General features: G+C 68.6%; 21 protein-coding genes and 2 pseudogenes. 7 read left to right on the forward strand and 16 right to left on the reverse strand.

Annotation, left to right across the window (positions count from 1 at the left end; all coding sequences use genetic code 11):
- The first annotated feature begins 633 nt into the window (after positions 1 to 633).
- Both AS97_RS22960 and AS97_RS22965 read left to right on the forward strand, forming a co-directional pair.
- A complete protein-coding gene (locus AS97_RS22960) occupies positions 634 to 1,656 on the forward strand; it encodes a bifunctional DNA primase/polymerase (RefSeq protein ID WP_210565560.1) in 1,023 nt (340 codons plus the stop codon).
- A 361-nt stretch (positions 1,657 to 2,017) separates the two neighbouring features.
- Positions 2,018 to 2,815 carry a hypothetical protein gene (locus AS97_RS22965; RefSeq protein ID WP_210565561.1) on the forward strand — a complete coding sequence of 266 codons (798 nt, stop codon included), beginning with the start codon at positions 2,018 to 2,020 and terminating at the stop codon, positions 2,813 to 2,815.
- Between the two features lie 51 nt (positions 2,816 to 2,866).
- Here AS97_RS22965 and AS97_RS22970 read toward each other — a convergent pair whose 3' ends face one another.
- Entirely contained in the window at positions 2,867 to 3,199 is a 333-nt protein-coding gene (locus AS97_RS22970; protein ID WP_236670395.1) for a helix-turn-helix transcriptional regulator, read from the reverse strand.
- A 286-nt stretch (positions 3,200 to 3,485) separates the two neighbouring features.
- On the opposite strand from AS97_RS22970, the gene AS97_RS22975 reads away from it, so the two are divergent.
- Positions 3,486 to 3,743 (forward strand): hypothetical protein, encoded by a 258-nt coding sequence (locus AS97_RS22975; protein WP_210567465.1) that lies wholly within the window; start codon positions 3,486 to 3,488, stop codon positions 3,741 to 3,743.
- A gap of 11 nt (positions 3,744 to 3,754) precedes the next feature.
- Here the strand turns inward: AS97_RS22975 and AS97_RS22980 are convergent, their stop codons facing one another.
- Positions 3,755 to 4,150, reverse strand: a complete 396-nt coding sequence (locus tag AS97_RS22980; RefSeq protein ID WP_210565562.1) for a hypothetical protein — start codon at positions 4,148 to 4,150, stop codon at positions 3,755 to 3,757.
- A 494-nt stretch (positions 4,151 to 4,644) separates the two neighbouring features.
- Between AS97_RS22980 and AS97_RS22985 the strand changes: the two genes are divergently transcribed.
- The gene (locus tag AS97_RS22985) at positions 4,645 to 5,637 is read left to right on the forward strand and encodes an immunity 49 family protein (RefSeq protein ID WP_210565563.1); all 993 of its coding nucleotides are present in this window, start codon (positions 4,645 to 4,647) and stop codon (positions 5,635 to 5,637) included.
- A 294-nt stretch (positions 5,638 to 5,931) separates the two neighbouring features.
- Here AS97_RS22985 and AS97_RS22990 read toward each other — a convergent pair.
- From AS97_RS22990 to AS97_RS23000, 3 genes and pseudogenes are all read right to left on the reverse strand, one after another.
- Positions 5,932 to 7,037, reverse strand: a pseudogene (locus AS97_RS22990) (tyrosine-type recombinase/integrase).
- Positions 7,037 to 7,246 (reverse strand): helix-turn-helix domain-containing protein, encoded by a 210-nt coding sequence (locus tag AS97_RS22995; RefSeq protein ID WP_125759530.1) that lies wholly within the window; start codon positions 7,244 to 7,246, stop codon positions 7,037 to 7,039. The pseudogene AS97_RS22990 and the gene AS97_RS22995 overlap by 1 nt, the downstream one beginning before the upstream one ends.
- Positions 7,247 to 7,324: 78 nt before the next feature.
- Positions 7,325 to 8,199, reverse strand: a protein-coding gene (locus tag AS97_RS23000) for an IS5 family transposase (protein WP_125759532.1) whose coding sequence is annotated in 2 segments (ribosomal slippage) — positions 7,325 to 7,852 and positions 7,855 to 8,199 — 873 coding nt in all. Because the reading frame shifts where the segments join, the coding sequence is not laid out codon by codon here.
- Positions 8,200 to 8,601: 402 nt separating this feature from the next.
- On the opposite strand from AS97_RS23000, the gene AS97_RS23005 reads away from it, so the two are divergent.
- Together AS97_RS23005 and AS97_RS23010 are read left to right on the forward strand one after the other, a co-directional pair.
- Positions 8,602 to 9,801, forward strand: a complete 1,200-nt coding sequence (locus AS97_RS23005; RefSeq protein ID WP_247204465.1) for a serine hydrolase domain-containing protein — start codon at positions 8,602 to 8,604, stop codon at positions 9,799 to 9,801.
- A gap of 140 nt (positions 9,802 to 9,941) precedes the next feature.
- A pseudogene (locus AS97_RS23010) lies at positions 9,942 to 10,274 on the forward strand (transposase); the annotation flags it as partial.
- A gap of 450 nt (positions 10,275 to 10,724) precedes the next feature.
- Here the strand turns inward: AS97_RS23010 and AS97_RS23020 are convergent.
- On the reverse strand, positions 10,725 to 11,492 hold the full coding sequence (locus AS97_RS23020; protein WP_282615687.1) for a transposase domain-containing protein: 768 nt from the start codon (positions 11,490 to 11,492) through the stop codon (positions 10,725 to 10,727).
- A 335-nt stretch (positions 11,493 to 11,827) separates the two neighbouring features.
- On the opposite strand from AS97_RS23020, the gene AS97_RS23025 reads away from it, so the two are divergent.
- Positions 11,828 to 12,487: an HNH endonuclease signature motif containing protein gene (locus AS97_RS23025; protein ID WP_210565564.1), complete on the forward strand. Its 660-nt coding sequence runs from the start codon at positions 11,828 to 11,830 to the stop codon at positions 12,485 to 12,487.
- A 285-nt stretch (positions 12,488 to 12,772) separates the two neighbouring features.
- On the opposite strand, the gene AS97_RS23030 is transcribed toward AS97_RS23025, so the two are convergent.
- From AS97_RS23030 to AS97_RS23075, 10 genes are all read right to left on the reverse strand, one after another.
- Complete coding sequence (locus AS97_RS23030) at positions 12,773 to 13,951, reverse strand: tyrosine-type recombinase/integrase (protein ID WP_210565565.1); 1,179 nt, start codon at positions 13,949 to 13,951, stop codon at positions 12,773 to 12,775.
- Entirely contained in the window at positions 13,951 to 14,160 is a 210-nt protein-coding gene (locus tag AS97_RS23035; RefSeq protein WP_210565566.1) for a helix-turn-helix domain-containing protein, read from the reverse strand. The genes AS97_RS23030 and AS97_RS23035 overlap by 1 nt, the downstream gene beginning before the upstream one ends.
- Positions 14,161 to 14,162: 2 nt before the next feature.
- Positions 14,163 to 15,542 carry a replication initiator protein RepSA gene (gene repSA / locus AS97_RS23040; RefSeq protein WP_210565567.1) on the reverse strand — a complete coding sequence of 460 codons (1,380 nt, stop codon included), beginning with the start codon at positions 15,540 to 15,542 and terminating at the stop codon, positions 14,163 to 14,165.
- Complete coding sequence (locus tag AS97_RS23045; RefSeq protein WP_210565568.1) at positions 15,517 to 15,696, reverse strand: hypothetical protein; 180 nt, start codon at positions 15,694 to 15,696, stop codon at positions 15,517 to 15,519. Before AS97_RS23045 ends, repSA begins: the two co-directional genes overlap by 26 nt.
- Positions 15,697 to 15,785: 89 nt before the next feature.
- Positions 15,786 to 16,109, reverse strand: a complete 324-nt coding sequence (locus AS97_RS23050; protein ID WP_210565569.1) for a SpdD-like protein — start codon at positions 16,107 to 16,109, stop codon at positions 15,786 to 15,788.
- A gap of 21 nt (positions 16,110 to 16,130) precedes the next feature.
- Complete coding sequence (locus tag AS97_RS23055; protein ID WP_109376597.1) at positions 16,131 to 16,286, reverse strand: hypothetical protein; 156 nt, start codon at positions 16,284 to 16,286, stop codon at positions 16,131 to 16,133.
- A gap of 14 nt (positions 16,287 to 16,300) precedes the next feature.
- The gene (locus AS97_RS23060; protein WP_179935397.1) at positions 16,301 to 16,492 is read right to left on the reverse strand and encodes a mobile element transfer protein; all 192 of its coding nucleotides are present in this window, start codon (positions 16,490 to 16,492) and stop codon (positions 16,301 to 16,303) included.
- Between the two features lies 1 nt (position 16,493).
- Complete coding sequence (locus AS97_RS23065; RefSeq protein WP_210565570.1) at positions 16,494 to 16,688, reverse strand: hypothetical protein; 195 nt, start codon at positions 16,686 to 16,688, stop codon at positions 16,494 to 16,496.
- 23 nt (positions 16,689 to 16,711) lie between these two features.
- Complete coding sequence (locus AS97_RS23070) at positions 16,712 to 17,392, reverse strand: DUF2637 domain-containing protein (RefSeq protein ID WP_210565571.1); 681 nt, start codon at positions 17,390 to 17,392, stop codon at positions 16,712 to 16,714.
- 84 nt (positions 17,393 to 17,476) lie between these two features.
- Positions 17,477 to 18,832: an FtsK/SpoIIIE domain-containing protein gene (locus AS97_RS23075; RefSeq protein WP_210565572.1), complete on the reverse strand. Its 1,356-nt coding sequence runs from the start codon at positions 18,830 to 18,832 to the stop codon at positions 17,477 to 17,479.

Consider the following 18,832-nt stretch of genomic DNA (forward strand, 5'->3'; position numbering starts at 1 on the left):
CCGGACCAGGCCGCCACACAGCAAGGCCACCACGCACGATCGCGCGATGGCGTCGATACGCCACCGCGCGACCGCAGACCTCACCCGTCCCGTTCGCTCAATGAATCACCACAACTCACTCGGATCGATCGGACATTGCCCCACCCCTGCGCTCCCTTGCGGGCGCCCGCGATGGCGGCGACCTGCCCCCGTGCGATCGGGCCAGATCCCAGGAGCCGCGCCCCGCCCTGGACGCGGAGAACGGCGGTGCGGTGAAGGTGCGGCCGGAGCCCGCCCTTGTGTCCGCCATCTCGATTCCTCCGATCCTCCGACGCTCGGGAAGTGTCGCGGAAGCAGAGTTGCCCACCGATTCCCGGACGATGCGCACGGGCCAGGGGAATTACCACGCAAGCATGATGAACCTGTTTTAAACGCTCAACACACCCGCGCTCCTCGCATCACGCCGATGCGCCGGGCGCGGCAGGTGCGACTCCACGCCGACAGGGGGCAGCCCCGCCCCGCCCAGCCCCGCCCCGCCCCGCCCCGCCGCAGAATGGGCCTTACGTGGGAACCGGTTCCGCATAGTTTCGGCCATCCTCGGCGACTTGTCGGGCCCCCTTCCCATTACCGAACACTTGTCCGAAAATGGGTCACATGGCGAATCCCGCACTCGCCCAAGTTCTTGCCCACGCCCTGACCGCCGCGGCCCACGGCTTCCGCGTGATCCCGCTGACCCGCGCGAAGCTGCCCGCCGTGCGCTCCCCTCACCACCACGACCCCGGGCCGCCGCCGTGCCGCGGCGAATGCGGCCGGCTGGGCCATGGAGTCCATGACGCGTCGGCGGACCCCGAGGCGATCCGTGCCCTGTTCGCCGCCGCCCCCTGGGCCACCGGCTACGGCATCGCCTGCGGACGCGCCCCGTACCACCTCATCGGCCTCGACCTCGACCTCAAGAGCGGAAGCCCGGGAAGCCCCCGGGGAACCGGGGGAACGGGCGCCACGGACGGTCGGGCCGGGACCAGGAAGCCCGGTGCAAGCGGTAAGGACGGCACGGGCGGCATGGACAGCACGGACGGCCTGGCCGCGGACGGTCTCGCCGCCCTCGCCCGGCTGGCCCGCGACCACGCCTTCGCCATCCCCCCTACGGTCACCGTGCTCACCCCGAGCGGCGGCCGTCATCTCTGGTTGTGCGGCCCGTCCGGCCTCGCCGTCCCCAATTCCGCAGGACGCCTGGCCCCCGGCATCGACATCCGCGGGCTGGGCGGCTATCTGGTCGGCCCCGGCTCATACGGCTCGCACGGCAGCTATCGCCTCGCGCCGGGCTCCCCCGCCTGGGCCCCGGCGCCCGCTCCGGCCGCCCTACTGCGCCTGCTCACGCCCCCGCGCCCGGCACCGCACCGCTCGTACCGCCCCGGCCCGCCGTCCCCCGGGCCGCGTCCCGCGGCCCTGGAGGGGCTCGTACGGTTCGTCCGCGCCTCACGGGAGGGCCAGCGCAACGTCCGCCTGTTCTGGGCCGCCTGCCGCGCCTACGAGAGCGGCGCCGGGCCGGAGTTGGCCCCCGCGCTGATCAAGGCCGCTCTCGACACCGGTCTGGCCCCGCGCGAGGCCCGCGCCACCGTCGCCTCCGCGGCCCGCAGCGCCGCCCGCCACCTCCAGCCCCCGGACGCGTGGGCCTGACGCAAACGCCGAGCTGGATGAACGGAGCAGTGGCGGCAGCCGTACGGCAGGTCGCCAGAGGCGGCGCGATCCAGCGGTATACGGACGGTGAGCCGTGCGTTACGTGAACGAGGAGCACTATCGTGACCACGCGACGAGGCGCTCCGTACAGGAACCGAAAGGCGCAGGGACCGCACGGCGCGGTGACCAGGCGGCGCAGGAACCACGCCCGTTCGCCGGTGCTTCCGCCCCGAGGCGGACCGTGAAGGGATTCCCGCTCTCCCCGTGACCGGTGATCGGTGATCGGTGACTGGTGGCCGACCGACCGGTGACCGTCCGACCGCCTCCGGCGCACCGTACCAAGGCGCGAGCAGGGGGAGCATTGCACGAGCTCTACGCACAGGGGTGGTTCGCGGACGTCGCGTTACCCATCGGCGTCTGCGCACTGGTCACCTGGATCTCGCTGGTCCACCGCTTCTCCGACAAGGGCCGCCTGCTGGGAACCGTAAGGTCCGCGGCGCTGTGCTGCGGCATCATCGCCTGCAGCTGCGCGGCGGCGCTGCTCACCATCGCCCTGCTGCTGCCGCACGCCGCCGATGTGCCCCCTGCCGTAGCCGCTGCCGCCGCGGGCGGGGCCCTGGCACCTCGCGTCCGTCAGCAGCAGAACCAGCAGTCCACGCCCCCCTTCGTCGCCGTGATCACGCTGGGCATCGCGGTGCTGCTGAGCGAGCTGGAGCGACGGCTGGTCCACGACATGTACGTCCACTGCCACCGGCTGGTCCGCGACTTCGAGAACGTGGCCCAGCTGCGCATGTTCGCCTTCGAGGCCCGCCGCCACCTGCGCGGCTGCGCCGCCGCGACCAAGGACAGGACGACGATCAACACCTTGTACGAGGAGGTGGACCAACTCCTGGACGACGCGGCCAAGGTCGAGGCCGATATCGAGGCGAGGTGCCGGCAGCGGGAGGTCCAGGAGTTCCCGCCGGAGCTGCACACCCCGACCCGGGAGGAGGCGGAGGACCGCCGTCAGGCCCTGGCGATGGCCATGGACGCCTGCGCGCGCATGCTGGAGTTCGGCTACCGCACCGGCAAGCGGAGCGGCGACCGCGAGCTCACGCGACTCAGGGACGAGGCCCTGGCGGCGCGCCCCCTGGCCACGACGGGTACCCCGCACCCCTGAGCAACGCGACCCTGACACGACGCCGCACACCACACCGCCCGTCAGCGACGCTCAGGGAGCGTAGACAAAGGCATCGGACCCATCGCCCAGCCCACGCTTCCGACGAGCCCCGTCCTCCTTGGGCTCCACAAAACTGATCTTGATGTCCAGATCCAGGGCCTCGGCCACGGCAGCGAGACTCCGCAGCGTCAGATTCTCGTCCCCGGAAAGTATTTGGCTCACCCGTCCCGGACTGACATCCATGAGCCGGGCGAGGTCAGCACGGCTCATGTCGCGCTTCCCCAGCAACCCCGCGACCTCCACGGTGGCCTGACGCGCCAGCCGCGCCCCCGCACAGTCCGCGGCCTCCCCCTTCGAACCCTTGCCTTTCCACGGCACACTCATCACTCTCCCAGCGCATGGTGCCGACCGTTGGGCTTCACACCCCTCAGCGACAGGATCCCACCTTTAGCTACAACTAAAAGCGCACATCCCCCGCCCCCGCCACCCAGCCCACCCCCACCCGCCCCTTCCTCCTGCCCTGACCTGCACCAACACCCCACCCATAGCTTTTCGGCCAGATCCAAACGCCGCCCACCCCTTCCCCGCCCAGGACCGCCGACGCCTCCTCTGGCTCGACCGGCCAACGATGTAGTCCGGTCGAGAACCCCTGATCAGGACTCCGGTGCCGATGGCCGCTGAGCAGGGCGGGAGACAGGAGCGGGCGGCGGCCACGGGCCGCCGGCGCGCGCGGGCCGCACGAGCGGGCCGCCTTGAGTCGGGCATCGCCCCGGCCGAGGTCGCCCGGCGCGCGGGCCACAGCATCGCGGTGCTGTTCCGGTTCTATGCCAAGGCCATTCACCGCAACCAGCAGCGATCGAACGAGCAGATCGAACGATCGCTGGACGCGGCGGAGAAGGACGAGGCTGCGAATGATGCGGACTCTTGAGTCATCAGGGGTCATCGCCGGATTCGAGGTCGGCCGCTCTCCTGCCCGTCGCGTGCTGCCTCCATGAAGGCGTAGCGACGTTCGCGCTTGCTGGTCGACTGCCCAGTCACGACGGTGTTGCGCATACACACATGGAGCGCATCGGTGTAGTCATGAGCAGCCTGGGCCGCCTCGTGTGAGCAGACCAGCTCGACAGCCTTCTTCGCGAGCCACAGGTCATGCAGCTTCTCATCTTCAGGGTCTTCGGGAGCTGCCAGGCCAAGCTTCCTGCGGTCCAGTATCAATTCGACCCGTTGCGCAGCGCCCAGGAACCCCAAGATGGCCTCTTTGCGCTCACTGCGCTCCGCTTCCGCGCGTTGTCGCTGGTCGCGTTGTACCTCGACGCGTGTCGCCAGGTGCTGTCCCACAAGCGTTCCCACGGTCCCGAGAAGGACACCAATCAAGGCGAGGACTGTGCCTCCAGAAACTCCATTCACGACGTACAGCCTGGTAGATGGCTGCCGTCTCGGGACGGCGACTCGTGAAAACGGCTTTGGCCCGTAGGCCGCCAAATCTGGTCCACAGCTGGCCCACACGCGCTGGTCAACGGTGGGATTCCGGCGGCACAGCGTGAGACAGCGGACGCGCAGAAGGGGTGCCCCCGAACCAGGGGCACCCCTTCTGACCAGCTACTTCGCTCACCTCGGCGGAGGCTGAGGGATTTGCACCCTCGGTGACATCGCTGCCACGACGGTTTTCAAGACCTTTCGGCGATCACGCCGCCCGATCGCTCTGATGCCCCAGGGGTGGGGTCGTGCCCGCTGAGCCAGGAATCCACCGCTTGCCGAGGTGCCCTAGTGCTGTCAGTACCCGTTGATAACGTGCTTCGTCCAGTCGTGGAGTTCATGAAGGGACGGGGGACGTGCGGAATGTGGCATGCCATCAGGTCGGTGAGCAGCGGTTGGCCGATGCGCTCGACGACATCGACGGGCGGGCCTACACGCGGTGGCACTCGCTGCGGTACGGCAGCATCTCGCCGACGCTGATCCGGGCCATGGCGGACGAACTGCTCGACCATGTCGCCGCGCGAACGGTGACGGAGCCGGGGCTCGATGCTGCGGCCGGCACGGTCGCCGTCACCGCCGCGGAGTGTGTACACGGAGTGCTGAGCATCATGTGCTTTCCGAGCGGGGACCAGGAACTCCGGTTCCCCCTCGTCGGGGAGCGGATCAGCACGGACCCGGACGACGACGAGTTCGGGGACGGGCCCATCACCTTCCGGGACGTCGTCAAGGAGGCGCCCACCGCGCGGACCTGGCTCGACATGTTCGAGATGTGTGTCGTCAGCGGGCATGTGTGGGACTGGGAGCGGGTCACCGGGCTGCTGCTGCGCGGCGACTACGCGCCCGCCATCCGTGATGGCGTGCCCTACAACCGGTACACGTCCGTCTCCGACCCCGCCGACCTCGCCGCCATGGACGCGCTGTGCCCCTATCTCACCGAGGCGGCCGGGCATCTGCCCCGCGACTGGCCTACGGTTCCGCTGCGCAAGCCGGACGCCGGGGAGCGCACGGAGGCCGCCCGGCGGCTCGACGAGGTCGGCGACGCGCTGAGCGCGGACCAGCGGCTGCTCCGCGTACTCCTCGACGACGACCAGCACGCCTTCGAGGACGCCCTCGTCGCCCGGCTGGTCGCGTACCGGGAGAGCGTCGAGGCCGATGCCGGTGATCCCGCGCCCCGGTCCCTCCTCCCCCTCGGCACCCTCGCCCTGGCCTGCCTCGCCGTCCAGGTCCATGGGTGGGAACTCGGCGTCCGGTCCGGGTATCTGCCGTACGGTCTGCTGGGATCGCCGGACGCGCCGTGCCGGGCGGCGGAGGGGAACCGGAACAACTTGGGCTACTGGGCCGCCAAGTAGGCTACCCGGAGGGCGGAAGTGGGTCTGGCCCGACATCCAGGACATCGTCGTGGAGACGGACTCGTCCCCACCGAGGCAGCGCGTACGTCTGTGCGACAGCCAAGGACGGAAGACCACCCTGCCCCACGTCGGCGAACGCCATATCGGAACCGGTGATCCCCCGCACTGCGGCGGCCCTGCCAGCGGCAGGAGCGGACAGCAAGATCACCGGTCCATGTCCCCAAATTGGTCAGCACCCGGGGCAGCAGCAGCCTAGCCCGATGCCACCAGCCCGACAGCCGGTTTTCCGCAGCCTCACGTCTCGTCCAACCACTCGTCTGCGGCAGCGGCCACCTGGTCATCACGACCAGCGACCGGCCGGGCGTAGTGCCGGGTGGTGACGCTCGCGTTCGAGTGGCCGAGCCGGTGCGCGGCGGTCATGACGCCGTACCGGTCGGCGACCCACGTGCCGTGCGAGGCTCGCAGATCGTGCGGCGTCACGTCGGTCAGCCCGGCCGCCGACACGGCGGGGTCGAAGTACGCCTTGCGCCACTAGTTGTAGTGCAGCGGCTTACCGCCAGGTGTCGTGAACAGGAGCGCGTCATCTCCACCAGGCAGGGTCTCCAGATGTCGCCGGAGCCGCTTCGCGAGCGAGGGGCTGACCCGCAGGAGCCGCTTCTGGTGGGACTTCGGTGTGTCGAAGACCAAGGCGCCATTGGCCTCCGCCAGGTTCTCATCGACCAGGACGAAGCCGCCGGACACGTCAATGTCCACGCGGCGGAGCGCGAACGCCTCGCCGACGCGCAGTCCCGCGTACGCGAGGAGCGCGATCAACAAGTCATGCGGCTTGTCGGCACTCCGCACGATCCGGGAGGCTTCGAGCGGGGTGAGGATGTGCGGCTCGGTCTGCGGCATCCGAGGCAGCTTCACGCCCCGGCACGGCGTCTGCGGGATCATGTCGTTGTCGACAGCCGCTCGCATGATCTGCGACAGGACCCGGTACGCCTGCCGGATACGCGAAGCGCTGAGCCCCTTGGTCTTCATCGCGCCTACCCACTCAGCGATCGCGATCGGCCGGAGGGTCGACAGCTCACGGTCCCCGAGCGCCGGATTGATCAGCGAGTTGATCAGCGACCGGTACGAGGCTTGCGTCTTGTGCTTGAGCTGCGGCGAGACGGCAGCGAGCCAGCGGGCAGCCCAGTCGCGTACGGTCGTCTGCCCCTCGACCGGATCGAGCCAGCGCCCCTCTTCGACCTCGATGCGCTTCCGCATCAGCCAGCGATCAGCGTCCGTCGACGTCGCGAAGGTCCGATCCGCCGGACGCAGGACACCGTCAGGTCCCGGATACCGAGCCTGGAACCGGCCGGAAGGCAGCTTACGGACGCGCCCAAATCCCGGCGGGACTTTCGCTTGCCAGCCATCAGGCAGCCCTCCTGAGCCCCATAGGACGCAGGGCGATCGGTTCCACGGTGTTGGCGCCCACGAACGCCTCGACAGCGCTCTCAGGTATCCGGACGTGCCGACCGACCTTGACGAAGGTAATGCGGCGTTCCTCGATGAGTCGGCGAGGGAAGCGGACGCCCGTACCGAGCCGCTCCGCGACCTCGTACACGGTGAGGAGCCGGTCCATGGTCACCACTCCCCCTCGTTCGCCAGGGCGTCACGAGCTCTCTCGCGGTTGAGTTGTAGGCCGCGGTGGAAGTGCTGGTCACAGCCATTCGTTGATGGCCGCGACCAGCACGGTCGCCTCATAGCGGACGGCGAGCTTGTCGTACCTCGTCGCCACCGCGCGGTGGCGCTTGAGGCGATTGATTCCGCACTCCACCGCGTGGCGCTCTTTGTAGTCGGCAGCGTCGAACTGCGGTGGCCGGCCACCGCAGGAACCGCGCTTCTTGCGGTTGGCGGTCTGGTCGCGCTTCTCCGGGATCGTGCAGCGGATGCCGCGCTTGCGCAGATAGGCGCGGTTCGCGCGGGAGCCGTACGCCTTGTCGGCGCGAACCTTGTCCGGCCGGGTACGCGGACGGCCCGGCCCGAGCCGAGGCACCCGGATACGGCCCAGGACCACCTGGAACTGCGGGGAGTCACCGCGCTGTCCGGCCGTGATCACCAGCGACATCGGCTTCTGGGCCTGCTCGACCGCCAGGTGCAACTTGATGGTCAGCCCACCCCGGGAGCGTCCGAGACCGTGGTCGTCCGGCTCGGTGAACAGACCACCGGGCGGCTCGATCTGCAGATCCCCTTTTTGCGGCCACCGGCCGCATGCTGGTGGGCGCGGGCGATGGTGGAGTCCACCGAGACGTCCCAGGTGATCAGTCCCTCGGCATCGGCCCGGGCCTGCGGTTGCTCGAAGATGCGGTGCCAGGTGCCGTCCCGCTGCCAACGGCGGAACAGTCCGTACACCGTCCCCCATGGGCCGTACCGCTCGGGCACGTCCCGCCACGGAGCACCGGCGCGGGCGCGCCAGCGTATGCCGTCTATCAGCTGCCGCTTGGTGTGTACCTGCGGTCGTCCGGACTTCTTCCCAGCAGGGAGCAGGGGCTCCAGCTTCGCCCACTGCGCATTCGTCAGATCGTGCCTCCCCATGAAGTGGATCTTGACACATCAAGATCCACTTCTGAAAACGCCCTAAGCCGCACAACCAGCCGCGTCCGCGGCTTGACAATTGCATAGGGAGGTTCCTCAAACACGAGATCCACCAGAGCTAAAGGGCTCTATGTCTTCTGAGGAGTCGGTTGTCGCACCTCAGTGATGAGTCAATGACCGTCGCGGTCTCTCCTCTTCCGGCGGGCAGATGGGTGCCTTCGAAGCTGTAGTTGGCCTCATGCAGGGGTCAGCACCACTACCAAGCGGGGGTTACCCCCATTACCTGCCGTGCCTCCACTGCGTAGCGTGATCGTCGTTCCCAGTTCTGTTCGATTCGATGGAGGAATAGCGACAGTGAGGTACAGGCTTCGTTGGCGGGGTGGTCAGCAAGGGAAGCGCCTCGTGGCCCTGGCGACGGTCACCGCGGCGATTGTTTCGGGGATGATGGTGTCGGGATGTGGGCCGGACGTCGCGAATGCGGAGGTGGAGCCATCCGTTCGCAGTGCCACCGCGTCACTGCGAAGTGACCTCGAGAAATATCTGGACGCTCAGGGTACTAGGGATCATTTCTCAGCGGTCTCCCTTCGGGTGACCTATGCAGATCAGCGACCTGATATCTCGGTCGATGCGGGGACGTCCCGCTACGGCGGTGGTCGACCGGTGAACAGCAAGGCGCTGTGGCAGATAGGCAGCAACACCAAGGCGTTCACGTCCGTGCTGCTGCTTCAACTGGAGGCCGAAGGAAAGCTGTCCATACGGGACAAGCTGGGAAAGTGGCTTCCCCAGTATCCGGCGTGGCGCGATGTCACCATCAAGCAACTGCTGTCGATGACCAGCGGCATCCCCAGCTACACCGAGCAGAATGCGTTCCTGAAGGATTTCGACGCCAATCCCTCCACGCGCTTCACGCTGGAGCGCCTGATGTCCTATGTGGAGGGCCTGCCACTGGGTCCCGCGAAGTACGAGTACTCGAATACGAACTACCTCCTCGCGCAGATGATTGTCGAACGAGCGTCGCACGATACTTACCATGAGCGGCTCGCCGAGCGCATCATCGAACCTCTCGGAATGAACGACACCTGCCTCCCCCCGGACTGCCCTCCGGACACGGCCTCGCGCATGCCGACGCCGTACTCCACCCATTCCGTCCTGCCGAAGCATCTCAACAAGTCACTTCCTCGGCTCCGCCTGTCCTGGGCGCAGGGGGCGGGTGGCCTGGTGAGTTCACTGAGAGACATGACGGCTTGGGACAGGGCGCTGTACAGCGGTCGACTGCTGCCCTCAGCGCAGCAGCGCGAGCTGGAGTCCCTGGTCTCGGCGAAGACGAGTAAGCCCATCAAGAGCGTCACGGCCGACGATCCCATGGGTTTCGGGCTCGGTGTCGTGAAGTTGGTCCATCCTGTGGCCGGGACGGTCTGGGCCTATGAGGGGGCCACTTATGGAAACCGGGTGCTGCACATGTACTTCCCGAAGACTGGCCTGATCATCGCCATTGCTGTCAACAGCGCCGTTGGCGAAGGGGACACGCTGCCCGACCTCGCCGGTACCGTCTACAAGACTCTTTCGGCGCAGAAGGCACAGGCTCTCCCACGGCACCAGTAGCCCCGGAGCCAGCTGCGTGACTTCCAGGTAGCTGCACTGCGAGGTCTGAGCTCCCTTCTTCCCGAGCTTGGCCTTTAACGTCGCAAGTCACTCGGCCTACTGAGGCCCCGGGAATCGGCAGGCCGTGATGCGGCCATTCTCACCGCGGCGAGCAAGTGGTGCTGGTCTGGGACGGCCTGTCGGCCCACTGGAGCCGGGCGATGCGCGCCTGGGTCGCCGAGCAGGACTGGCTCACTCTGGAGCGATTACCCGCCTACGCTCCCGAGCTGAACCCGGTGGAACTGCTGTGGTCCTCGCTCAAGAAGCGTGAACTCGCCAACCTCGCCGGCGACCACCTCGCTGACGTCGCCGACGCCACCGAACAAGGCATCCACCGCATCAACCACAACCCACAACTGCCATGGTCCTTTCCCGCCCACACCGGCCTGACCATCCACCCAGCACACCCACCGAACTTACGAAAAGATCAGTAGGGCCAATGCCGTTGCATTACGGGCCTGCGGGTTGGGGTCTTGTGATGAGGATGGCTTGCGTTCCGGTGCGGGTCGGTTGCGGCCAGAGACGGTGTTCAGCTCGTTTGAGCTGGTAATTGGACATCTTGCGTTTCACGGCTCGGGGCTGGCTGCGCAGGCGTCTGGCGGGCAGGAGTCGTTCCAAAAGGTCCTGCTCGAGCATCACCAAGGCCCTGACCAGCAGCTCAGGGGGAAAAACTGCCCGGCGTAACGGTCACGCCGCGCCGGGCAGAGCGCAGGGTCTCGGTGAAGGAGACCCGATCGGGGTCCAGACCACGAGTGGCGGCCGTTCTCAGCATGAGTTCACGCAGGGCGTGGTGGACCAGCAGATGCGCCCAGATCTGCTGACGGATCCCATCGGGGGTTTTGCTGCTGAGTACGACGCGGGCGCCGCGCTGATGGGTCTTGATCTCAGTAAAGACGGACTCGACCTCCCAGCGTTCGCAGTAGAGCGCGGCCAGTTGCCGGGCCGGATACCGTCGGGCGTCCAACAGGGTGGTGACCAGGCGATAACCATCGGCCGCACCTTCCCCCGAACTGCCCCTTGAGCTGGTAGGCCAGAACCCGGACGGTGACTGGCTCATGCCGGGCAGGGCCACTGCTCGCCCGGACCTGTGACAGCCATGATCCGTCCCGGAACTGTTTGATGACCGGCAGGACACGGTTGGCGGGCACCCGCCACAGCAGATCGGCGCCAGTGACGGTGAAGGCCCGCCACAACGGAACACCGAGGAACTCACGGTCGGCCAGGACGAACCGGCCCCGGCCGAGTGACCGGGGCAGGCGGCCGGCCAGGGTGACTTCCCAGGAGCGGCAGCCGGCGAGTTCCGCGTCCAGCACCGCATGGCTGCCCACCTCCACCAAAGCAGCCATCCGCACCTGCGGGAACGCGCTCCTGCCCGGCCCGCGGCCGTTGCCCGGACGTCCGAAGGCGGCCTCGTTGGCTTCGCTGTCCGCCACGTCCCAGCAGGTCCCGTCCACAGCCAGCAGCCGCAACCCCCGCCAGAACGCGCCGGGTGTCGTCTCGGTGGCCATCGGCTTGGCGGTCGTGGCGAACAGCACCCGCAACGGCTCACAGCCCAGCCGCTGCCGGGCCCGAAACAGCGAGGACTTCGCCGGCACATGCCAGCCGCCCAGCAGCCCCTGGCCCCGCAGCCCCTCCACCAGGTGCCGCATCACTTCCAAATACGGAGCCGGAGGAGCGGCCCGCGGAGACGGCGGACATCGTCGTACCCGCCGCTCACTGCGAGATCGTGTACGAGATTCCGATCAATCGGTAGTCGGTGAGGGTCCTCTCGGTCGGTGTGCGGCCGTGCCCCTTCCGTGCCCGATCGGTCGGGGGATCACAGGGAACGGCGGTGCCCGGCGGGTAGCGCGCATGGCGACGGCCCCCGACCGTCTTGCCTGGTCAGGGGCCGTAACACCGCGGAGGCTGAGGGATTTGAACCTTCCGCCCCCCAAAGGGTCTGCCCGCATGGGCCAGAGGTAGCGCTCCCCGCCGCGTCCAAGACGACATGCTGTTGCTCTCCGGCGGGAAGACATACACATCTGTTGAGACGGCGTACAAGCTCTTGCTGCTGCGCGAAGAACAAGCCATGCGGCCGGCCGCGCCAGATCTCGTGCTGATCGATGAGGCCCACCGTCTGGTGATCCGAGACGGAAACACCAGATCAGCAGCGATTTCCCAGGCATTGGCGCAGTCAGCGTCGGTCCCGCAGCCAATGGCTCCGCCCAAGTTAGTAGCCCTGCCGTTCCAGCCGCGCCGACTTCGCGTTCTAAGCGATGCCGAGCTGTACGCGAAGTGGATGAGGCAGGCCGAGGAATGGGAGCGCACGGGACGTGATCAGAGGCATGCCGAAACCACTGCCATCCATAGAGTCCGCAATCCACTCGTGCGCAAGGCTGTGCTCAGGCGGTCCAAGGGGCGCTGCGAGAACCCGCGATGCAGGGACCCTGAACCCGTCGGCTACACCGACAACGGTGATCCCATCCTGGAGGTGGATCACGTTGTCGAGCACGCGAAGGGGGGCCGGGATCACGGCAGCAACACAATCGCCCTGTGCCCCAACTGCCATGCGCTCAAGACTCGAGGCAGAGACCGAGACGAACTCGGAGCCTTCTTCCGAGGAGTCGCCCAACGACTCCACGAAGCTGCTTCTCCGCGCAGCCAATAGGCGGGCGTCCCACACATGGCCCAAACCGCCTGGTGAGAGACCTGGTGCGGGCAGCAATCTGGTCCACGCCTGGTCCACAAGCACTGATCAACGGTGGGATTCGGGCGGCACAGGGTGAGACGGCGGACATGCGGAAGGGGTGCCCCGAACCGGGGGCACCCCTTCTGACCAGCTAGTTCGCTGACCTGCGCGGAGGCTGAGGGATTTGAACCCTCGGTGACATCGCTGCCACGACGGTTTTCAAGATCTCTCGGCGATCATGCGGCCCGATCGCTCTGCCGCAGGTCAGAGGGGTGCGAGCGCCCCAGCGGAGCCGTCGTCATCGTCATCGTGCCCGCTACGTGCCCCAGGAGCGTGGTCGTGCCCGCTGAGCCAGGAGTCCGCCGCTTCGGCAACCTGGTCATCACGACCGGCGACCGGTCGGGCGTAGTGCCGGGTGGTGACGCTCGCGTTCGAGTGGCCAAGCCGGTGCGCGGCGGTCATGACGCCGTACCGGTCGGCGACCCACGTGCCGTGCGAGGCTCGCAGATCGTGTGGGGTCACGTCTGTCAGCCCGGCCGCCGACACGGCGGGGTCGAAGTACGCCTTGCGCCACTGGTTGTAGCGAAGCGGCTTGCCGCCGGGAGTCGTGAACAGGAGCGCGTCATCTCCACCGGGCAGAGTCTCCAGATGTCGCCCGAGCCGCTTCGCGAGCGACGGGCCGACTCGCAGGAGCCGCTTCTGGTGGGACTTCGGTGTGTCGAAGACCAAGGCGCCGTTGGCCTCCGCCAGGTTCTCATCGACCAGGACGAAGCCGCCGGGCACATCGATGTCCACGCGACGGAGAGCGAACGCCTCGCCGACGCGCAGTCCCGCGTACGCGAGGAGCGCGATCAACAAGTCATGCGGCTTGGCTGCACTCCGTACGATCCGCGAGGCTTCAAGCGGCGTGAGGATGTGCGGCTCGGTCTGCGGCATCCGAGGCAGCTTCACGCCCCGGCACGGCGTCTGCGGGATCATGTCGTTGTCGACAGCCGCCCTCATGATCTGCGACAGGACCCGGTACGCCTGCCGGATACGTGAAGCACTGAGCCCCTTGGTCTTCATCGCGCCGACCCACTCAGCGATCGTGATCGGCCGGAGGGTCGACAGTTCGCGGTCCCCGAGCGCCGGATTGATCAACGAGTTGATCAGCGAGCGGTACGAAGCCTGAGTCTTGTGCTTGAGCTGCGGCGAGACGGCAGCGAGCCAGCGGGCCGACCAGTCACACACGGTCGTCTGTCCCTCAGCCGGATCGAGCCAGCGATCCTCTTCGATCTCGATGCGCTTCCGTATCAGCCAGCGATCCGCGTCCGTCGACGTCGCGAAGGTTCGATCCGCCGGACGCAGGACACCGTCAGGCCCCGGATACCGAACCTGGAACCGGCCGGAAGGCAGCTTGCGGACGCGTCCAAAGTTCCGGCGGGACTTTCGCTTGCCAGCCATTAAGCAGCCCTCCTGAGCCCCGTAGGCCGCAGGGCGATCGGTTCCACGGTGTTGTCACCCACGAACGCCTCTACGGCGCTCTCAGGAATGCGGACGTGCCGACCGACCTTGACGAAGGTGATGCGGCGTTCCTCGATGAGTCGGCGGGGGAAACGGACGCCCGTACCAAGCCGCTCCGCGACCTCGTACACGGTGAGGAGTCGGTCCATGGTCACCACTCCCCCTCGTTCGCCAGTGCCTCACGAGCTGTCTCGCGGTTGAGTTGCAAACCGCGGTGGATGGTGGCGGCAAGGGCTGATTCGCCGGGAGTGTGGCCGTGCCCGGCGTACTGCCAGTCGGCCAGGACGAAGACGGTGTCCGGCTCGGCATCGTCCAGGCCGAGGGCCGCGGCCTCTTGGGCAGCCCGGTAGTCAGCGCGTGCCTGGCGCAGGGTGCCCAGGGTGGTGGAGTAGCGGCGGGACTTGGAGGAGAAGTGGCCCCGGAAGCCGAGCATGTGTGCCCAGGCCCACAGGCGCCGGTCGGGATAGAGCGGGTCGAGCCGCTTGCAGGCTTCGATCAGGCGACGGGTGTGGTCGGGGACGTGGTGGCGGTCGAGTTCGGAGAGTTCGCCGATGCGGCGGTCCAAGGTGCCGGTGGTCTCGGCGGCTTTGGTGGCGTACTTGGCGACGTAGGAGGCGACGGCCTGTTCAGTGATGTCGGAGTCGTCGCCGAACGCCTTGACGGGCCGTACGTCGAGCTGGGCGCCCCAGCGGAAGGTGCGGGCGGGCTGCTCCTCGACGGCCGGGACCGAGACGGAGGTGTAGGCGTGCGTGGTGGCGGCGTGAATGGCATCGGTGAGGAGCTGCACGGTGGCCCAGGACGGTGGCGGGGTGTTGGGTCCGTCGGGGCCGTCGAGGCGGACGACGGCATGGAAGTGGATGGCACCGCGCTTCTGGAACTCGGCGACCTTGCCGTACGAGAGGCGGGCGCGCTCCTTCAGCTCTCGCTGGGTGATGCCGGCACGGGCGGCGATCTCGCGGCGTAGGCGGTTGGTGAAGCGCTGCCAGAGCTGCCCGGCGTGGTTGTTGAACAGCACGGCGCCCGCGTAGTCGTAGGTGGCCGGATCGAGGGCGGTGCCCAGCTCCGGTGCGTCTGGAGCGTGGTGGGTGCCGCAGCGGCAGGCGCCACGGTCCGGGCGGTTGTGGACCGGGCCGAAGGAGGGGGCGGTGAGGGTGGCGAAGACGCGGGGGTGGTCGCGGACGGTGTCGCGGATGTCTCGGCGGTCGTCCCCGGCCAGGCCAGCGCGGATGAGGTGGTAGGTGTCGCCCGCGTAGGTCCAAGCGCAGGCCGGGCAACGGGAGGCTCGGCGGTTGCCGCACGCGACACGGAGCCGTCCACCCGGCTCGCGCTCGGTCGAGTAGCGGTGCAGGTTGGTACCGGTCGTCTTGTCCTTGTGGATCACCCAGCCACGCAGGTGGATGGGGTCGGCGCAGCCGCCGGTACGGCGGATCTGGTCTTCCCAGCGAGTGTAGTCGGGGGCCGAAGCCACCCTCAGCAGGTCGCCGAGGGTGGCCGGGTCGAGCACGTCAGACACGAGCGCCCTCCTGGTCACGACGGACGATGCCGGTGCCGTGGCATGCCGGGCAGTCGGCGGTGGTGGTGTGAAGGTGGCCACGCTGGTTGCGTCCGCCGGTGGTGATGGCGGCGGAGGCGAAGCCGTCGCAGCTCGGGCAGCTGCGAGGCGTCGGGCTGGTGCGCTGCGGCATGCTGGGACTTCCTTCCGGTTCAGTGGATCGGACAGGGACGGCGCCCGGGCGGCGGATGCTTGGCGGTATCGGAGCCGCCCGGGAGCCGGTCAGCGACGCTTGGCGTCGGAGGCGAGCAGGGAGCGCAGGACAACGGCGCAGACGGCGACCGAAACGCCGGTCACGGCGACGGCCAGGAGCATGGAGACCAGCACGGCGCCGACGACCAGGACCACGGCCGTGCCACCACCGACAAGGGCTATCGCGGTGCCGGGCGTGAGCTGCACGACCGGCCGGGTGGAGGCCGGGGCGTTGGGCATGGGCGGCGGGGCTGGAGTGCCGGGGGTGATGGTGGTCGGCTGACTGACGGTCGGCGCCTGCGGGGTGACCAGGCCGGTGGGCTGGGGCATGGTCGGGTGCTTGGGCCGGAGCATGGGCTGTTCCCCTTCCTGGGGTTACTTGACGGCGGTGTCGATGACGGGGGCCAAGAGGCTGTCGGCGAGGAGGTAGCCGCCGAGGAGGAGTACGGCGATGAGCCACCAGGGCGGACGGATGAGCTTGACGCCGAGCCAGCCGACGACGATCAGGGCGAGCCAGAGCGGGACGTCCATGGCAGAACCTCCGGTCAGTTGATGCGGCAGCGGTGGGTGCGAGCGGCGAGCTGAGCGGCGGACCGGCTGGAGTAGTCGGCGGACCAGCCGCAGCGGTCGTTGGTGCACACGGCGGCGTGCACGGTGCGGCCGTGCCGGTCGCGGTGGGTGCCGATCTGCACCGGGCCGATGCGCATCACCGAGTGGAAGTGGTCGCGAGCGGGCATCTCAGTCGGTCTCCGTTCGTGTGGTCGTCGGGTCGGGGAAGCTGGCACGGATACCGGCGGCGGTGGCCAGGTCGGTGGTGCGCTGGGCGGCTTCCTCGGCGAGCAGGTGGGCGAGGAAAGGCCGATCTGCGGCGGCCATCTCGCGAGCGCCGTCGAGGTAGTCGGCAGCGGACAAGTCAGCCGGGTCACGGGTCATGGGGCGTCGCTTCCTTTCTGAGGTCAGGCGAGCTGGGCGGCGATGGCGTCGGCGAGATGGGGCGGGACGCCGAGACGGGCGCGGAGGGTGTCGGTGTCGATCGGGGCCCCGGTGCGGGCGTGGTGGTCGTCAGCGACTTTGCGGGCGTGGTCGACCAGCGCGGCCGGGACCGGCGCGACGGGAGCAGCGGGCGGGTCCGGGATGGGCTGAGGCTCGGAGGCGGGAGGCGCGGCGGGTTCCTCGACGTCGGCCACCGGCGCGAGTGCGGGTTCGGCCTTTTGGTCGTCCTCGACGGCCGGGGGCTGGGGTGCCGAGTCGGGGTCCGCCGATGCTTCCGGCTCGGTGTGAGCGGTGGTGTGGGCAAGGAGAGTCCCGCCCATGAAGGCGAGGGCGGGCCAGGCGGCGACGAGGATGCGCAGCCAAGCAGGGACGTGGTGCATGTCGAGGAGTCCGGCGGTGGCGACGTTGGCGCCGAGGGAGGCGGCCAGGGCGATGAGGAACCAGCACCAGGCCAGCCGGGTGGGTCCGCCGGTGCGCAGTCGTCGCCAGGCGGCGACCAGGAGCAAGTCGACGCTGATCGGGTAGGCCCAGGCTTTCCAGCCGTCCTGTCCGGCAGCGGCAGCCAGATCGTGCAGGTGGGCGAAGGACAGCGCCCCGGCGATGACGGCCTGGACCAAGACGGCGTCGACACGCAGCCGGGTCATCACGGTTCCTTCCTGTCGTCAGGCATGGGAGGGGTAGGGACCTGGCGCGAAGGCGGTCACGCCGACCGGAGGGGAGGGCGAGGGTCAGGCGGAAGCGGGGGCTGTCTTGGACAGCCGGACCCGGGCCGAGGGCACCGCTGCGGTGGCGGGGCGGAATGCCGCCAAGGCGGGCACGTCAGGGGTGCGGTGGGCGTGCTTGTTGCAGATGTTCACGGCCTCGCGCAGTGAGGTGTGTGGGGCCCGGACGCGGTGCCAGCCGCCAGTCGAATCGGCCGCGATGGCCAGGCCGCGGGTCTCGGCTGGGATCTGGATCGCGGCCAGCACGGCATCGGGGGCGATGTCGCCGAAGGCCATGTTGGCGGACGTTTCGTCGTTGACGCGGTGGGCGGTACGGCCGGTGAGCTGGGCGCGGAGCATGGTGATGCCCTTGCCGAGTTCGGAGCCGAAGCGTTGCCCGCAGATCTCCAGGTAGATGCCGGACGCGCGGCCGAGCTGGGCGAGGCGGACGAGCGCGGTGATGATCCGGTCCCGTCGCTTCTCCTCGTCCTTGGTGGCGTACAGGGCGAGTTCGGCGACCTCGTCGACCAGGACCACGACCGGTACAGGCCGGATGTCCTCGGGCAGGTCCCAGATGTCGGCGGCGATCTCCGCGTCCGGCACGGCGACGCTGATCCGTTGCTCGGCCCGGATGAGCTGGTACACCTCCTCCATGTGCGTCACCAGCGCCTCCAACAGCTCCAGCGCGGTATCGGGGTTGTCTGCGAGCGCGGAGAACCGGCGGGCCAGCGGGAACAGCTCCACGCCCTGCTTGCAGTCGATGCCGACCAGGGCGACATGGTGCGGGGCGAGCCCGGCAACCAGGTTGCGCTGATAGACGGACTTGCCGGACTCCGTAGCTCCGAGGGTCAGCCCGTGTGGGACGGCGCGGTAGTCGCGGTAGTGCACCGAGCCGTCCTCTCGCAGGGCGACCGGGATGCGCATCGGCCGGGTATCGAGCCGGGCGGGCATCTGCACCCGCTTGAGCACGTCATAGCCGGTCATCCGCACCTCCACCACACCCGAGCGGATCTCACGGGAGGTGACCCCGTACAGGCCGAAGGAGTGGCGGAGCCGGTCGGTGGCGGCGGCGACATCGAAGGCGTCCTGTCCAGGCTTGAGCTTGAGCCGCAGCACCAGGCCGGTGCGGGTCGGGCGCAGACGCAGGATGCGCGGCGGGCGGAACTCCGGCGCCTCCCGACCAGTCATCCGGGCCAGGGCCAGGCGCCAGCGGGCGGGCGGGACGGTCAGCCCGCAGGCGTCCATGACCGAGGCGTAGCGGACCAGGACCCGCACGGTGGCGAAGGTGACGCCGAGGGAAAGCCAGTACCAGGCGGGGCGCCGCCACCGCAGGAGACCCGCAGCAGCGACGACCACCACCACAGCGACCATAAACCTGGTCAT

This window comes from Streptomyces sp. AgN23 (assembly GCF_001598115.1).
GTDB lineage: Bacteria > Actinomycetota > Actinomycetes > Streptomycetales > Streptomycetaceae > Streptomyces > Streptomyces antimycoticus.

What these genes read in the sequence shown, in the direction of transcription:
- AS97_RS22960 (WP_210565560.1), top strand. Translation starts at nt 634, where the DNA reads ATGGCGAATCCCGCACTCGCCCAAGTTCTTGCCCACGCCCTGACCGCC.
- AS97_RS22970 (WP_236670395.1), bottom strand. Translation starts at nt 3,199, where the DNA reads ATGAGTGTGCCGTGGAAAGGCAAGGGTTCGAAGGGGGAGGCCGCGGAC.
- AS97_RS22975 (WP_210567465.1), top strand. Translation starts at nt 3,486, where the DNA reads ATGGCCGCTGAGCAGGGCGGGAGACAGGAGCGGGCGGCGGCCACGGGC.
- AS97_RS22995 (WP_125759530.1), bottom strand. Translation starts at nt 7,246, where the DNA reads ATGGACCGGCTCCTCACCGTGTACGAGGTCGCGGAGCGGCTCGGTACG.
- AS97_RS23025 (WP_210565564.1), top strand. Translation starts at nt 11,828, where the DNA reads ATGCTGTTGCTCTCCGGCGGGAAGACATACACATCTGTTGAGACGGCG.
- AS97_RS23030 (WP_210565565.1), bottom strand. Translation starts at nt 13,951, where the DNA reads ATGGCTGGCAAGCGAAAGTCCCGCCGGAACTTTGGACGCGTCCGCAAG.
- AS97_RS23035 (WP_210565566.1), bottom strand. Translation starts at nt 14,160, where the DNA reads ATGGACCGACTCCTCACCGTGTACGAGGTCGCGGAGCGGCTTGGTACG.
- AS97_RS23045 (WP_210565568.1), bottom strand. Translation starts at nt 15,696, where the DNA reads ATGCCGCAGCGCACCAGCCCGACGCCTCGCAGCTGCCCGAGCTGCGAC.
- AS97_RS23050 (WP_210565569.1), bottom strand. Translation starts at nt 16,109, where the DNA reads ATGCTCCGGCCCAAGCACCCGACCATGCCCCAGCCCACCGGCCTGGTC.
- AS97_RS23055 (WP_109376597.1), bottom strand. Translation starts at nt 16,286, where the DNA reads ATGGACGTCCCGCTCTGGCTCGCCCTGATCGTCGTCGGCTGGCTCGGC.
- AS97_RS23060 (WP_179935397.1), bottom strand. Translation starts at nt 16,492, where the DNA reads ATGCCCGCTCGCGACCACTTCCACTCGGTGATGCGCATCGGCCCGGTG.
- AS97_RS23065 (WP_210565570.1), bottom strand. Translation starts at nt 16,688, where the DNA reads ATGACCCGTGACCCGGCTGACTTGTCCGCTGCCGACTACCTCGACGGC.
- AS97_RS23070 (WP_210565571.1), bottom strand. Translation starts at nt 17,392, where the DNA reads ATGACCCGGCTGCGTGTCGACGCCGTCTTGGTCCAGGCCGTCATCGCC.
- AS97_RS23075 (WP_210565572.1), bottom strand. Translation starts at nt 18,832, where the DNA reads ATGACCAGGTTTATGGTCGCTGTGGTGGTGGTCGTCGCTGCTGCGGGT.